We start from the raw sequence: 16,106 nt of genomic DNA on the forward strand, positions 1-16,106 counted from the left end.
CACATGAATACTATGAACGTAATTATTGCTGATGATCATCCTATCGTCCTTTTTGGTATTCGTAAGTCACTTGAACAAATCGAATGGGTGAACGTCGTTGGCGAGTTTGAAGACTCGACTGCACTGGTAAACAGCTTAAGCAAACTTGATGCGCACGTGCTGATCACTGACCTTTCCATGCCGGGCGATAAATTCGGCGACGGCATCACGCTGATTAAGTACATCAAGCGTCACTATCCTCAGTTGTCGATCATTGTTCTGACCATGAACAACAACCCGGCAATCCTGAGCTCGGTGTTGGATCTGGACATTGAAGGGATTGTTCTTAAGCAAGGCGCGCCGACGGATCTGCCTAAAGCGCTGGCCGCACTGCAAAAAGGCAAGAAGTTTACGCCGGACAGCGTGGCAAAATTGCTGGAAAAAATCAGTGCCAACGGTTACGGCGACAAACGCCTGTCTCCGAAAGAAAGCGAAGTTCTGCGTCTGTTTGCAGAAGGCTTCCTGGTCACTGAAATTGCTAAGAAACTGAACCGCAGCATCAAAACCATCAGCAGCCAGAAGAAATCAGCGATGATGAAACTGGGTGTGGAAAACGATATTGCGCTGCTGAACTACCTGTCCTCAATCAGCTCCATGCCGATCGACAAAGACTAGTTTTCAGGCTTTCAGCGACAACACTGACAGCAAAAAAAAGGCACCTTTCCGGTGCCTTTTCTTATGGCTTTTTTTCGACTCAGCTTTCCTGTACAGGCCGCGCTTTGCGCACCCGATCGCTGTAATAACTGAGCGTATCGCGCAGCGTTTCCAGCGTCACCGGCTTCGACAGGCAGTTATCCATTCCCGCTTCCAGACACCGCTGACGCTGCTCGGCCAGCGCATTGGCCGTCACGCCGATGACCGGCAGCGTATGCCCCAGCTCGCGCAGTTTTTGCGTCAGGCCGTAACCATCGAGACGCGGCATGTTCACGTCGCTGAGCACGATATCAATCTCATGTGCCCGCATTGCATCCAGCGCATCGACCCCGTCGTTGGCGGTCACCACGATATAGCCCATGGTGCCCAGCTGATCGGCGAGCAGACGGCGGTTGATCGGATGGTCATCCACCACCAGCAGCCGGATGTCGCTGTAATCCTGCGCCACGGCATTGTCAGCCGCTGGTGCCTGTAATCCGCCCTCTTCCCCGGCCGCCTCAATCTGATAAATCCGGTTAAGCAGCAAGGCGATTTCCAGCGGTGTCGAGGTGCCGTGTACCCAATACCCTGGCCGGGTTTCCACTGGGGGCCCGATATGGTCTATCGAGAATTCAATCTGCGCGCGCAAGGTGCCCATGTGAATAAACGGCGTATCGGTGATCAGCACGTCTTCCGCGCAGGTCTGTTCCTCAGGTTCGTAACGCTGAATGTTCGCGCCGTGATAGCGCAGCAGTTGCATCAGGTAGCTTTCAAGGTAGGCGTTGCGCACATCGAGCAGGACGGTTTTATCCTGCCAGTGATCCAGCGGCGCTTCGGACGGGAATACCGCGCTGTACAGCGGAATTCTCACCGTGAAGGAGCTGCCCAGACCCGGCTCGGATTCGACATCAATATCGCCATCCATCAGGTTGATCAGTTTTTCACAAATCGCCAGCCCCAAACCGGTGCCCTGGAAATGACGCTGCACGCCGGTCCCCACCTGGAAGAAAGGATCGAACAGGCGAGTAATTTCCCGTTCCGGAATGCCGACGCCGGTGTCGCGCACCTGGAATTCAAGATAATTACCGCAGGTTCTGACGTTGAGAACAATGCAGCCGGTATCGGTGAACTTGATAGCGTTATTCAGGATGTTGGAGATGACCTGCTGCAAACGCACCGGATCGCCGTTAAACGACAGCGGCACGTTATGCTCGATAAAGCAGTACAGCCCGAGGCGCTTTTTCACCACCAGCGGCAGATAGTTACCGGCGATATGGGTGATCACTTCCCGGCAGGAGAACTCCTGAGGCTCGATTTTCAGCTGCTCGGACTCAATTTTGGAGAAGTCGAGAATGTCGCTGATGATTTTCAGCAACAGCGCCGAGGAGTTGTTCATCGCCGTCACCAGGCGGTCAACACCCTGCGGCAGCCCCTGCGTTTGCAATAAATCCAGGTTACCAATGATACCGTACAACGGCGTGCGCAATTCGTGGCTGACCGTCGCCAGGAACATGGATTTGGACTGGCTGGCCTGCTCGGCGGCGTTCGCCATTTCCTGCAACGACTCTTCCATTCTCACGCGCGCACTGACGTCAATCAGCACGCAGATCGCCACATCTTCGTTACGGTAGCGGGAATGGACAAAGCTCAGCTGGATATTGTTGTTGTTTTTAGTGATGACATCGACGAAGTTCACCTGCTGATCGCAGATGATGCGCGTAATGCGCTGTCGGTCTTCCTGCGTCAACATGCTGATGTAATTGTGCGCCAGCTCGTTACTCAGAATGTTCACGCCGTCGCTGATGCGCAGAATCGAAATCCCCACCGGCGCCGACGCAACAATTTTATGATTGAACTGCTCGTGCTCTTCCAGCCGGAACGCATTCTGTTCGGCGGGTAAAAACATCTTGCGCTCGAACACCCACGCCAGAATGAACAGCAACAGGCCAGAGAAGATATTCAGCAGCACGGCGTTGAATATCATGATCTTGAACCGTTCGATCACAATATTGAACGGCATGGAATACACCACGCTCAGTGAGGACGGCGACAGCGGCTTTTTGTAGATCAGATCTTTGTAGCCGTTCATGTAGCCGAAGTAGGAGCTTTCCTGCGGGTAATTGCCCAGCGCGGCGGTATAACGGTCACCTTCGGACAGGCTCAGCAGCGGCTGATCGTTCTCATCCAGCAGCGTCACGCCGGTATGTTGCGCGCTCGGCGTGACCAGATCTTCGAGACGCAGATTCTGCTGGATGCCCATCAGCGCTTCCAGCTTATTACCGACAAAAATCGGTGTCAGAACATACAGATAACCGGATTCTTTATTACTGGACTGCGACACCCAGTACAGGCTGTTTTCTTTATCCGGATTCTTGCCGTTACGGTATTGCAGGATTTTTTCATGCAGCGATTTCAGCTGATCCTGACTTTCCCGTTCAAAAGGCTCGCTGCTGATACCGAAATCCACCAGACACAGATTCTCACCGCCGATAAAGAACACGCGGTTGAGATCATAGGCATCGGAAAAGTTGTCTTTCCAGTAGTGGATCATATTGCCGAGCGACGCCAGCGAATTGCGGTAACTGCCATTGAGCTGTGAGCAGTCAGACTCAGGGAAAAGCGAAAGGTAGGACGGCGGCGTATTCTTGGTACTGATCATCCCGTTAATGATGTCGAGGCCGTTCATTGAATCGCTCAGTCGCTTTTCCGCCATGAACTTAATGCTGCGCATCACGTCATTGGAATTTTTGATATAGCTCTGCGCCAGATCGTAATTGAGGTTGTCCTCATCACGGATCTCAGACTCTTTGTTGTGGAAGATATTCAGCACATAAAAGGTGGTCAGCAGCACACCCAAAGTCCACAACATAAGCGCCAGCACCCGGAACAGGTAGCGGGAGATCCTCAGCGTTGTACGAAACGAAGCAAGATATTTCAAGGAGTAACCATCGGTGTAACGGCTCGGTGAGCGGAATGTGAATCAGAATACACTATTGGAGGACTTTCTAAAAAATCCGAAATAAATAAAAAAGGCATAACACGTTGCCATGTTATGCCTTTCTGACAACTGACTACGAAAACTTATTCTTCTTCGTCGTCAGCAGGCTGTTCGTCTTCACTTTCTGCTTCGTCTGGCAGATCGGCTGCTTGCGCCGCTTCCAGTTCGCCTGCTTCGGTGGCAACGCCATCCAGCTCTTCGTCTTCAACCGGTTCTGCAACACGTTGCAGACCTACCACGTGTTCTTGTTCAGCGGTACGGATCAGCGTAACACCCTGGGTGTTACGGCCAACGGTACTCACTTCAGAAACGCGGGTACGAACCAGCGTGCCGGCATCGGTGATCATCATGATCTGATCGGCTTCATCAACCTGGATCGCGCCGACAACCGGACCGTTACGCTCGCTCACTTTGATCGAGATAACGCCCTGTGTTGCACGGGATTTGGTTGGGTATTCAGCAGATTCAGTACGTTTACCGAAACCATTCTGCGTGACGGTCAGGATGCACCCTTCGCCGCGAGGAATGATAAGCGACACAACGCTGTCGCCTTCGCCCAGACGGATACCGCGAACACCGGTCGCCGTACGGCCCATCGAACGTACCGCTTCTTCAGAGAAGCGCACCACTTTTCCGGCCGCAGAGAACAGCATGACTTCGTTTTTACCATCGGTCAGGTCAACACCAATCAGCTCATCACCCTCGTTGAGGTTGATGGCGATGATGCCAGCGCTGCGCGGACGGCTGAAATCGGTCAGGGCGGTTTTCTTCACGGTACCGCTGGCTGTTGCCATGAACACATGACGGCCTTCTTCGTACTCGCGTACAGGCAGAATGGCGGTGATACGTTCGTTCGGCTCGAGCGGTAACAGGTTGACGATAGGACGACCACGGGCACCGCGGCTGGCTTCCGGCAACTGATAGACTTTCATCCAGTACAGACGACCACGGCTTGAGAACATCAGAATGGTGTCATGGGTATTGGCGACCAGCAGACGGTCGATGAAGTCTTCTTCTTTAATACGGGCTGCTGATTTACCTTTACCGCCGCGACGCTGCGCTTCGTAATCGGTCAGTGGCTGATATTTCACATAGCCCTGATGCGACAAGGTCACCACAACGTCTTCCTGGTTGATCAGGTCTTCGATGTTGATGTCAGACGAGTTCGCCGTAATTTCAGTGCGACGCGGATCATTGTACTGATCGCGGATCGCTTCCAGCTCTTCGCGAATGACTTCCATCAGACGGTCAGGGTTGGACAGGATGTACATCAGCTCGGCAATTTGCACCAGCAGCTCTTTGTATTCATCCAGCAGTTTTTCGTGCTCAAGTCCGGTCAGTTTCTGCAGACGCAGATCCAGAATCGCTTGCGCCTGTTGTTCCGTCAGGAAGTATTTCCCCTCGTGAATACCAAACTCAGGCTCCAGCCACTCAGGACGGGCTGCGTCGTCACCGGCGCTGGCCAGCATCGCCGCCACGTTACCCAGATCCCATGAACGCGCAATCAGGCCGGCTTTCGCTTCAGCAGGAGATTGTGCAGCACGGATCAGTTCAATGATCGGATCGATGTTTGCCAGGGCGATAGCCAGTGCTTCAAGGATATGAGCACGGTCGCGGGCTTTACGCAGTTCAAAGATGGTACGGCGCGTCACCACTTCACGGCGGTGGCGAACAAACGCAGACAGAATCTCTTTCAGACCCAAAATTTTCGGCTGACCACGGTGTAATGCCACCATGTTGATACCGAAAGAGGTCTGCAACTGAGTCAGCGAGTAAAGGTTATTCAGAACCACTTCACCCACGGCATCACGTTTGATTTCAATGACAATACGCATGCCGTCTTTATCAGACTCATCGCGCAGCGCACTGATGCCTTCAACACGTTTTTCTTTCACCAGCTCGGCGATCTTTTCGATCAGACGGGCTTTGTTCACCTGATACGGGATCTCGTGAACAATGATGGTTTCGCGACCGGTTTTGGCGTCCGCTTCCACCTCTGCGCGGGCACGGATGGAAATTTTGCCACGGCCGGTGCGGTAAGCTTCTTCAATGCCGCGACGGCCATTAATGATTGCCGCTGTTGGGAAATCTGGCCCAGGGATGTGTTCCATCAGCCCTTCAATGCTGATGTTTTCATCCTCGATGAACGCCAGACAGCCGTTGATCACCTCGGTGAGGTTATGCGGCGGAATGTTGGTCGCCATACCGACTGCGATACCTGACGAGCCGTTCACCAGCAGGTTAGGAATACGGGTTGGCATGACCGCCGGGATCTGCTCGGTGCCATCGTAGTTTGGCACGAAATCGACGGTGTCTTTTTCTAAGTCAGCCAGCAATTCGTGAGCAATTTTCGACATGCGAATTTCGGTATAACGCATGGCAGCTGCGGAGTCGCCATCCACTGAACCGAAGTTACCCTGCCCGTCCACCAGCATGTAGCGAAGTGAGAAAGGCTGAGCCATACGAACGATGGTGTCATAAACTGCGGTATCACCGTGTGGGTGATATTTACCGATAACGTCACCGACCACACGGGCCGATTTTTTATACGCTTTATTCCAGTCGTTACCGAGGACGTTCATTGCGAAAAGTACGCGGCGGTGTACCGGTTTTAAACCATCACGCACATCTGGTAGCGCACGTCCGACAATAACGGACATCGCATAATCCAAATAAGAGTTTTTCAGCTCTTCTTCGATGTTAATCGGTGTGATTTCTCTGGCAAGGTCGCTCATGGAGCTGCTATCCCTCTACTGATTATTCATGGCCGCTGCCCACGTAGGCATATATAGCGCAAAGGTGTAAAACTATACCACAAACCAGCGAAACGTGGAAAACAACCGCCCCCTTTTGGCGAGTATTATCCAACGTCTTTCAAACCTTTGCGCAAAGCACCGCATTTCGTATAAAGATTCGCCAGAACCACAAAACTGAACCAAAGCAGACGAAATAGGTATAATCGGTTTTATCGAGATATAAGGAGTCCATCACGCTCATGACAAACACCGCATCCACACCCGCCCCTGCTGCCCCACAGAATATCGACCACGAAGAGATCGCCAAGTTTGAGGCGGTTGCCTCACGCTGGTGGGATCTGGAAGGCGAATTCAAACCGCTGCACCGTATCAATCCGCTGCGCCTGAATTACATTCTGGAGCGTGCCGACGGCCTGTTCGGGAAGAATGTGCTCGACGTCGGCTGCGGCGGCGGCATTCTGAGTGAAAGCATGGCCATCGCCGGCGCGAAAGTCACCGGTCTGGACATGGGCGGCGAACCGTTACAGGTCGCACGTTTGCATGCGCTGGAAAGCGGCGTGAAAGTCGATTACGTGCAGGAAACTGTCGAAGCCCACGCTGATGCACATCCTCAGCAATACGACGTGGTGACGTGCATGGAAATGCTGGAACACGTACCCGATCCGGCTTCTGTGGTTGCCGCCTGCGCGCGTCTGGTGAAACCGGGCGGCCATGTGTTCTTCTCCACCATCAACCGCAATAACAAAGCCTGGCTGATGGCGATTTTTGGCGCAGAATATGTGCTGAAAATGGTGCCCAAGGGCACGCACGACATTAAAAAATTCATCAAGCCGTCTGAATTACTGGGCATGATCGATCGCACGTCGCTGTCCGAACGTCACATTATGGGTCTGCATTACAACCCGCTGACCGATCATTTCAAACTCGGGCCGAACGTTGATGTGAATTACATGATTCACACCCAGTCGGAAGAGAGCGCCAGCCTCTGACCTGCCGGAAATGACGCCGACGTCAAGCCCGGAAAATGTGTTCCGGGCGAGATTAAGTGCAATTCTGCCCGCGCTTAGCGTGATGGGTTTTACTTAAACCTTAGTTTTTAGGGCGTTGGTGACGTCGGCGATGCAACATGATTTTTTAGAATAGTTATCCAGATCAATATAGCGTTTTTTTCTAACGTTTAATAAACCGGCAGTCGATCACTTTTCGCAAAAATATAAGAAAATCGTATCGAAGATATTGACAGGTTTGTCGCGCCAGCAATGACGGACTCCTCAGACGCAGACCAGAAATTTCTCCCCAAGTTATCCACAAATCTGACGATTTTGTTCACTTGCCAAAGGACGGTTCAGTCACTATCTTGTCATCAGAAAATAACAAACCCACAATATATTGTGTTTATATCCTGACCAGCACACTAGAATCGAGTCGTGCTGCCGCGCCGTTTCTGGCGGCCAGGTCGGACCCTTTATAAACCTTTGAGGTATCGTCCCGAATGAACCAAAGTCTGCTTGTAACTAAACGTGATGGCCGCACTGAACGCATCAATCTTGATAAAATCCACCGTGTCATTGACTGGGCTGCGGAAGGTCTTCAAAACGTATCAGTTTCTCAAGTAGAACTTCGTTCACACATCCAGTTCTATGACGGGATCAAAACCGCTGATATTCATGAAACCATTATCAAAGCGGCTGCGGATCTGATCTCCAAAGATGCCCCGGATTATCAATATCTTGCTGCGCGTCTGGCGATTTTCCATCTGCGTAAAAAAGCCTACGGCCAGTTTGAACCACCAAAACTGATCGACCAGGTGACCCGCATGGTTGAAATGGGTAAATACGACAAACATCTGCTGGAAGACTACACGGCTGAAGAGTTCGAGCAGATGGACAGTTTTATTGACCACTGGCGCGACATGAATTTCTCTTACGCTGCGGTTAAACAGCTGGAAGGGAAATATCTGGCGCAGAACCGCGTATCGGGCGATATCTACGAGAGCGCGCAGTTCCTCTACATTCTGGTCGCGGCCTGCCTGTTCTCCGGCTACCCGCGCGAAACCCGTCTGGATTACATCAAACGTTTCTACGACGCGATTTCGACCTTCAAAATTTCTCTGCCTACGCCGATCATGTCTGGCGTGCGCACCCCAACCCGTCAGTTCAGCTCATGCGTTCTGATCGAATGTGGCGACAGCCTGGATTCCATTAACGCGACCTCCAGCGCCATCGTGAAATACGTTTCTCAGCGTGCCGGTATCGGCATCAACGCCGGTCGCATCCGTGCGCTGGGCAGCCCGATCCGTGGCGGCGAAGCGTTCCACACCGGTTGTATCCCGTTCTATAAGCATTTCCAGACCGCGGTGAAATCCTGTTCTCAGGGCGGCGTTCGTGGCGGCGCAGCGACGCTGTTCTACCCGATGTGGCATCTGGAAGTGGAAAGCCTGCTGGTGCTGAAAAACAACCGTGGTGTTGAAGGCAACCGCGTCCGTCATATGGACTACGGCGTGCAGATCAACAAACTGATGTATCAGCGCCTGGTGAAAGGCGGCGACATCACCCTGTTCAGCCCGTCTGACGTGCCTGGCCTCTATGATGCCTTCTTTGCCGATCAGGACGAGTTCGAGCGTCTGTATGAGAAATACGAGCAGGACGCCAGCATCCGTAAGCAGAAAGTGAAAGCAGTTGAGCTGTTCTCCCTGATGATGCAGGAACGTGCGTCTACCGGCCGTATCTACATCCAGCACGTTGACCACTGCAACACCCACAGCCCGTTTGATCCGGCAATCGCTCCTGTTCGCCAGTCCAACCTGTGTCTGGAAATCGCGCTGCCAACCAAACCGCTGGATGATGTGAACGACGAAAACGGCGAAATTGCGCTGTGTACGTTGTCTGCTTTCAACCTCGGCGCTATCGAAAGCCTCGACGATCTGGAAGAGCTGGCAGTGCTGGCGGTTCGTGCGCTCGACGCCCTGCTCGATTATCAGGATTACCCGATCAAAGCCGCAAAACGTGGCGCGATGGGCCGTCGTACCCTGGGTATTGGCGTGATTAACTATGCGTACTATCTGGCGAAAAACGGCGTGCGTTATTCTGACGGCAGTGCAAATAATCTGACGCACAGAACTTTCGAAGCCATTCAGTATTACCTGCTGAAAGCGTCCAACGAACTGGCGAAAGAGCAAGGTGCATGCCAGTGGTTCAACGAAACCACCTATTCTCAGGGCGTGATGCCCGTGGATACTTACAAGAAAGATCTGGACGCGATTTGCAGCGAACCTCTGCATCTGAACTGGGATAAACTGCGCGAAGACATCAAAACGCACGGCCTGCGTAACTCTACGCTGTCCGCGCTGATGCCTTCAGAAACGTCGTCGCAGATCTCCAACGCCACTAACGGCATCGAGCCACCGCGCGGCCACATCAGCATCAAAGCGTCGAAAGACGGGATCCTGCGTCAGGTTGTGCCGGAGTATGAGCGTCTGAAAGATCAGTACGAACTGCTGTGGGATATGCCAAACAACGACGGTTACCTGCAACTGGTTGGCGTGATGCAGAAATTCATCGACCAGGCGATTTCGTCTAACACCAACTATGACCCGTCGCGCTTCCCGAACAGCAAAGTGCCGATGAAACAATTGTTGAAAGACTTGCTGACAGCCTACAAATTTGGCGTGAAAACTCTGTACTATCAGAACACCCGTGACGGTGCGGATGATGTGCAGGAAGACATGAAAGCCGAGGTAGCTGACGACTGCGAAAGCGGTGCCTGCAAAATCTAATCCTCTGTTTTAAATTACTATATTATTTGAAACCCCCGTCAGGGGGTTTTTGCCGAGAATGTCGAGGAAGTTATGGCCTACAGTACTTTTTCCCAGAATAAAAACGATCAGCTTCTTGAGCCAATGTTTTTTGGCCAGTCGGTTAACGTTGCCCGTTTCGACCAGCAGAAGCATGAAATCTTTGAAAAACTGATCGAAAAGCAGCTGTCCTTCTTCTGGCGTCCGGAAGAGATTGACGTGTCCCGCGACCGTATCGATTTTCAGGCACTCCCGGACCACGAAAAACACATCTTCCTCAGTAACCTGAAATACCAGACGCTGCTTGATTCCATCCAGGGCCGCAGCCCGAACGTGGCGCTGTTACCGCTGATCTCCATTCCGGAACTGGAAACCTGGGTCGAAACCTGGGCGTTTTCAGAAACCATTCACTCACGTTCTTACACGCACATCATCCGTAACATCGTCAACGATCCGGCGATTGTGTTTGACGACATCGTGACCAACGAAGAGATCCTCAAGCGTGCGAAAGACATTTCCGGTTATTACGACACGCTGATCGAAATGACCAGTTACTACCATCTGCTGGGTGAAGGTACGCACACCGTCAACGGCAAAACGGTGGTGGTGAATCTGCGTGAGCTGAAGAAAAAACTCTACATCTGCCTGATGAGCGTCAACGCGCTGGAAGCGGTGCGTTTCTACGTCAGCTTCGCCTGTTCCTTTGCGTTCGCTGAACGTGAACTGATGGAAGGCAACGCGAAAATCATCAAGATGATCGCCCGTGACGAAGCGCTGCATCTGACCGGCACTCAGCACGCGCTGAACCTGCTGCGCTCAGGCCAGGACGATCCTGAAATGGTTGAAATCGCTAAAGAATGTGAGCAGGAATGCCACGATCTGTTTGTACTGGCGGCACAGCAAGAAAAAGACTGGGCGGAATATCTGTTCAAAGACGGTTCAATGATCGGCCTGAACAAAGACATTCTGTGTCAGTACGTGGAATACATCACAAATATCCGCATGCAGGCCGTTGGCCTGACCGCACCGTTCAAAACACGCTCGAACCCAATCCCGTGGATCAACGCCTGGCTGGTGTCTGATAACGTGCAGGTTGCGCCGCAGGAAGTGGAAGTCAGCTCCTATCTGGTCGGCCAGATCGACTCTGAAGTGCACGCCGACGACCTGAGTGATTTCGAGCTGTAAATGACAGACAGAACCATCACACTTTCAGCCGGTGGCCCCCCGCTGGTGTGCGAAAGCCGCCATCGCAATCTGCTGGAAGTGTTTGAACACCACAACGTCGACGTCGAATACCAGTGCCGGGAAGGTTATTGCGGATCATGCCGGGTCAAACTGGTGAGCGGTGCGGTGGAATACAGTGAAAAACCCTTAGCGTTCATCTCTGACGGCGAGATTTTGCCGTGTTGCTGTATGCCGGTCGGGGATATTGAGATTGAGTTTTAGTGGGGTTTGGCCCGCTCTCCTCTGTGCAGATCTGCTTTAAAATCGACTTCAAAATCAAATTCCAAACCGTGGGCGTCGGCCCACACCGACCAGAGGGAGAATAAACCTTCTCCCTCTGGACTCCCGCGTTTTTTTAAAACACGTGATCCGCGCGCTGGCTATGTTTCAGGTATCACTGCGACAGGCTGGAAATCTTGCCGCTGCGCGGTGCCTTCATTTCGGGATTGCAGCCTTAGGTCTGCAACCTCTCATTCAGCAAGATTTCTGAATCGCCCTCACGATCTTAAATTCAACAGCAGACAGTTTTCATCTTTTAAAAAGTCGATTGGCGTGATCAAAAATGGCACCGAATTAACGGTTCGAGACCTGAGGCTCGAAGCCTGAAATGAGGGTATCGCGTAGCGATGACATTTTGCGCCACTTATATTCAGCAAGATTTCTGAATCGCCCGCTCGATCTTAAATTCAACAGCAGACAGTTTTTCATCTTTTAAAAAAGTGGATTGGCGTGATCAAAAATGGCACCGAATGAACGGTTCGAGACCTGAGGCTCGAAGCCTGAAATGAGGGTATCGCGCAGCGATGACATTTTGCGCCACTTATTGAAGCCACGAAACATGTCCGTCGTGCCTGCGACAGCGCGCAGTTAAAAGAGCCCGGGGGTCTTGGGGGCGGCGGCGACAGGCCGCCCCCAAGTCGGTGTGGGCCGACGCCCACGGTCTTGATCTTAAGGCCGGTTTGGGCGGCAAGCCCAAGGTGTTGACCTTGAATGATAACTAGACTTTCTCGACTCGGTCGAGCCACGGATAATCCGCCACCGGCTCCCACCCGTTCAGGTAACGCCTGAGAAGATCCATCGCTACCATCGCCATCGTCTCCTGCCGTAATGCCAGACCGTGACGCGTTGCGGTATAACGGATAGTCAGGCCACTGGTGCCCGACGGCGTATGCAATGCCAGACTGAGTTGATCGCCCGACAGCGCGCCGACAGCCAGTGCCAGTTGCGCACCCGTGGTTTCGGCCAGGGTTTGCGCGCGCACCAGCAGGCATTCAAGGGATTTATCCGGCGAAGCCTCGTTGCCCTGCGGCAATAACTCCCCGTTTGCCAGCGGCACGCCCGCGCTTTGCAGACGCCAGTTCAGCAGGCCACCGGTAAAACTTTCACTGACCGCAAGCCGCAGATTTTGCGTCAGCAGACGTTCTGCCAGACGATCCGGCAAGCTGCCGAAACCTTCGAAAATCGTACTCTCCCCGGCAACTTCGCGTACCCGTTCGAAAATCTGATGCATCAACGCTTCCTGCGAACGCGGCCCGGTGACTTTCAGCTCAATGATCGGCGACGACGAACGGTACCCCATCACCACGCCTTCCGGCATATCAATTTTATCCAGCTCGGTCGCCAGATCGCTTTCACCGCGGCCAAATGTCGTCAGGCGCAAACACAGCGGCGCTTCCAGCGCGGGGAATTGCTGATGTAAACGCGGAACAATTTGCTGCTCCACCATGACTTTGAATTCAGAAGGTACGCCCGGCGTGAAGAAAATCTGGCAGCGGTTGAGCTTAACGCGAAAACCGCAGGCGGTGCCGACCGGATTATCCAGCAGCTCGGCATTGGCAGGGATTTGCGCCTGTTTGCGGTTAGATTCCGCCATCGGGCGGCCACGTTCGTTGAAGAAAGCCTGCATGGTGGCGATCCACCCGGCATCTTCCACCAGCTCCACGCCACAGGCTTTAGCGGCGGCCAGCGCGCTCAGATCGTCCGTGGTCGGGCCTAACCCGCCGTTTACGATCAACACATCGGCGATATGGCTGCGCTCTTTCATCACGCTGACCAGTTCTTCCAGGCTGTCGCCTACCGTCTCGCGGCTGGTCATTGGCAGACCCTGATCAAACAGATAGCTGGCGAGCCACGCTGCGTTTGAATCCACTATCTGACCGTGAAGCACTTCCTCGCCGGTACTGAGCATTTCAACCCTAAGCATCACTTTCTCCTCTCGTTTTGTCCTTCCACTGTAGAAAGGCTGACGCAGAAACACAATCGCTCAGGCACAAAGTGATCGCGCAGACGAAAAAAAAGCCTGCTAGGCAGGCTTTCTGATTCAGAACGGGATTTAGAAATTGATTGCGCCACCCACGTACGCGCCGTCGGCAACGATGTTATCGCGGTTGCCATCTTTACCATCCAGCGCCATGTAGCGGTAACCCACGCTCACGGTCACTAATGGAATCGCCGTCAGACGTACGCCCGCATTGGCTTCTTTGTAGTTACCGATGCCGCTGGACAGGGAATCCGGGGAATAATAGTAGTCACCGTAAAGGGTGAACAGTTTCGCGATTGGCAACTGTAAACCGCCGCCCACAGCCGCGGCGTACCCTTCGTCGCCGTCTTTCGGATTGGTGTACAGACCTTTACCGCCAACGGTAGCCATGAACGGGCCCAGCGGAATGTTGTAACCCAGGCCAAGACCTGCCACATCACCATCATCATCGTTGTGGGTGTAATCGCCGCTCAGCGCCAGACCAGGCGACGTGGTGCCGAAACCGACGCCCAGATGGGTATAGTGCTCACCCACTTCGCCGTTCACGCTGATCGCACTGGCAGACGTTGCCGTCAGCAGCATGCCAAGGGCTGCGCCCGCTACAATAATTTTTTTCATCATCATTCCTGACATTCATATAACAGTGGGGAAATATTTAGTGCGCAGTCTAAATTAATTTGCCGAAAGGTGACATCTTTCAGAACGTTAAAAATCCCTTAGCGTGCAAATAAAATGTAAAGAAACGCATATATATTCGTTATTTATATTGCCCTAATCAGAATAATAAGCCTCACCTATTTGCCCATGATCAACGAATGGGTACACACTAGCCGTTAAGGTAAATTGTCCCAGGGACAGGGACCCACCTGCCTGGATGCACAGGATTTGCCGTTAAATGTGATCATTGATCATGCACGTCACACCCGATCTACGCGATACAAGGAAATTATGGTTATGGAAAAGAAAGGACTGACCACCGCTGCCGGAGCGCCCGTTGTCGATAATAACAATGTCATTACCGCAGGCCGTCGCGGCCCGTTACTGCTGCAGGATGTCTGGTTTTTGGAAAAGCTGGCGCATTTTGACCGCGAAGTGATCCCCGAGCGTCGCATGCACGCTAAAGGATCCGGCGCTTATGGCGTCTTCACCGTTACGCACGATATTACGAAGTACACCCGCGCCAGTCTGTTTTCAGAAATCGGCAAGCAAACCGAGATGTTTATCCGCTTCTCCACCGTTGCCGGTGAACGCGGCGCGGCGGATGCAGAACGTGATATCCGCGGCTTCTCGATGAAGTTTTATACCGAGCAAGGTAACTGGGATTTAGTCGGCAACAATACACCGATTTTTTACCTGCGCGACCCGCTGAAATTCCCCGATCTCAATCACGTGGTAAAACGCGATCCGCGCACGAACCTGCGCAATCCTGCTTACAAGTGGGACTTTTTCTCTCATCTTCCTGAATCGCTGCATCAGCTGACTATCGACGTCAGTGACCGTGGTCTGCCAACGTCATACCGTCATATCCACGGTTTCGGTAGCCATGCTTTCAGCTTTATCAATGCTGAAAATGAGCGCTTCTGGGTGAAATTCCACTTCCGCAGCCAGCAGGGCATTCAAAACCTGATGGATGACGAGGCAGAAAAACTGGTCGGAACAGATCGCGAAAGCGCACAGCGTGATCTGTATGAAGCAATTGAACGCGGTGATTTCCCGCGCTGGAAGCTCTTCGTGCAAATCATGCCGGAAGCGGAAGCCTCACAACTGCCTTACAACCCGTTTGACCTGACCAAAGTCTGGTTGCACGGTGATTATCCGCTGATTGAAGTGGGTGAATTCGAGCTGAACCGTAATCCTGAAAACTACTTTGCAGAAGTTGAACAGGTTGCCATGAGCCCGGCTAACGTCGTTCCCGGCATCGGTTTTTCACCTGACCGCATGTTGCAGGGCCGTCTGTTCTCGTATGGCGACGCACACCGCTACCGCCTGGGCGTGAACCATCATCAGATCCCGGTGAACGCCCCGAAATGCCCGTTCCATAATTATCACCGTGACGGTGCCATGCGCGTGGACGGCAACAGCGGCAACGGCGTGACCTATGAGCCAAACAGCGCCGGTCTGTTCCAGGAGCAACCTGATTTCAGCGAACCGCCACTGAGCATTGAAGGTGCAGCCGATCACTGGAATCATCGTGAAGATGATGATTACTTCACTCAGCCGCGTTTGCTGTTCAACCTGCTGTCTGAAGCAGAGCACCAGCGTATGTTTGCGCGTATCGCGGGCGAGCTGAAACATGCCTCGCAGGAAACGCAGGCACGCCAGGTTGCACTGTTCTATAAAGTCGACCCGGCTTATGGAGCAGGGGTTGAGAAGGCACTGAAAGACTGATTTTTTGCCATCATC

10 protein-coding genes are annotated in these 16,106 nt (G+C 52.9%); 6 read left to right on the plus strand and 4 right to left on the minus strand.

Annotation, left to right across the window (positions count from 1 at the left end; genetic code table 11):
* Positions 1 to 3 precede the first annotated feature (3 nt).
* Positions 4 to 654: a response regulator transcription factor RcsB gene (gene rcsB / locus ACQZQY_RS19410; RefSeq protein ID WP_056782307.1), complete on the plus strand. Its 651-nt coding sequence runs from the start codon at positions 4 to 6 to the stop codon at positions 652 to 654.
* A 79-nt stretch (positions 655 to 733) separates the two neighbouring features.
* On the opposite strand, the gene rcsC is transcribed toward rcsB, so the two are convergent.
* Both rcsC and gyrA read right to left on the minus strand, forming a co-directional pair.
* Positions 734 to 3,610: a two-component system sensor histidine kinase RcsC gene (gene rcsC / locus ACQZQY_RS19415; RefSeq protein ID WP_431296238.1), complete on the minus strand. Its 2,877-nt coding sequence runs from the start codon at positions 3,608 to 3,610 to the stop codon at positions 734 to 736.
* 143 nt (positions 3,611 to 3,753) lie between these two features.
* The gene (gyrA, locus tag ACQZQY_RS19420; protein WP_122097561.1) at positions 3,754 to 6,405 is read right to left on the minus strand and encodes a DNA topoisomerase (ATP-hydrolyzing) subunit A; all 2,652 of its coding nucleotides are present in this window, start codon (positions 6,403 to 6,405) and stop codon (positions 3,754 to 3,756) included.
* 260 nt (positions 6,406 to 6,665) lie between these two features.
* Between gyrA and ubiG the strand changes: the two genes are divergently transcribed.
* The 4 genes from ubiG to yfaE all read left to right on the plus strand — a co-directional run bounded on the left by ubiG (position 6,666) and on the right by yfaE (position 11,665).
* Entirely contained in the window at positions 6,666 to 7,415 is a 750-nt protein-coding gene (gene ubiG / locus ACQZQY_RS19425; RefSeq protein ID WP_136375811.1) for a bifunctional 2-polyprenyl-6-hydroxyphenol methylase/3-demethylubiquinol 3-O-methyltransferase UbiG, read from the plus strand.
* A 503-nt stretch (positions 7,416 to 7,918) separates the two neighbouring features.
* Positions 7,919 to 10,201, plus strand: a complete 2,283-nt coding sequence (gene nrdA, locus ACQZQY_RS19430) for a class 1a ribonucleoside-diphosphate reductase subunit alpha (protein WP_056782300.1) — start codon at positions 7,919 to 7,921, stop codon at positions 10,199 to 10,201.
* Between the two features lie 72 nt (positions 10,202 to 10,273).
* Positions 10,274 to 11,404 (plus strand): class Ia ribonucleoside-diphosphate reductase subunit beta, encoded by a 1,131-nt coding sequence (nrdB, locus tag ACQZQY_RS19435; RefSeq protein ID WP_056782298.1) that lies wholly within the window; start codon positions 10,274 to 10,276, stop codon positions 11,402 to 11,404.
* The gene (gene yfaE, locus ACQZQY_RS19440; protein WP_431296239.1) at positions 11,405 to 11,665 is read left to right on the plus strand and encodes a class I ribonucleotide reductase maintenance protein YfaE; all 261 of its coding nucleotides are present in this window, start codon (positions 11,405 to 11,407) and stop codon (positions 11,663 to 11,665) included. It abuts the gene before it with no gap.
* A gap of 775 nt (positions 11,666 to 12,440) precedes the next feature.
* Here yfaE and ACQZQY_RS19445 read toward each other — a convergent pair.
* The gene (locus ACQZQY_RS19445; RefSeq protein ID WP_431296240.1) at positions 12,441 to 13,646 is read right to left on the minus strand and encodes a nicotinamide mononucleotide deamidase-related protein YfaY; all 1,206 of its coding nucleotides are present in this window, start codon (positions 13,644 to 13,646) and stop codon (positions 12,441 to 12,443) included.
* Positions 13,647 to 13,775: 129 nt separating this feature from the next.
* Complete coding sequence (locus ACQZQY_RS19450; RefSeq protein ID WP_431296241.1) at positions 13,776 to 14,321, minus strand: YfaZ family outer membrane protein; 546 nt, start codon at positions 14,319 to 14,321, stop codon at positions 13,776 to 13,778.
* Between the two features lie 336 nt (positions 14,322 to 14,657).
* Here ACQZQY_RS19450 and ACQZQY_RS19455 point away from each other — a divergent pair, with 336 nt between their 5' ends.
* Positions 14,658 to 16,091, plus strand: a complete 1,434-nt coding sequence (locus ACQZQY_RS19455) for a catalase (RefSeq protein ID WP_056782287.1) — start codon at positions 14,658 to 14,660, stop codon at positions 16,089 to 16,091.
* Positions 16,092 to 16,106 lie beyond the last annotated feature (15 nt).

Source organism: Rahnella sp. PAMC25559, assembly GCF_050632365.1.
Lineage (GTDB): Bacteria > Pseudomonadota > Gammaproteobacteria > Enterobacterales > Enterobacteriaceae > Rahnella > Rahnella rivi.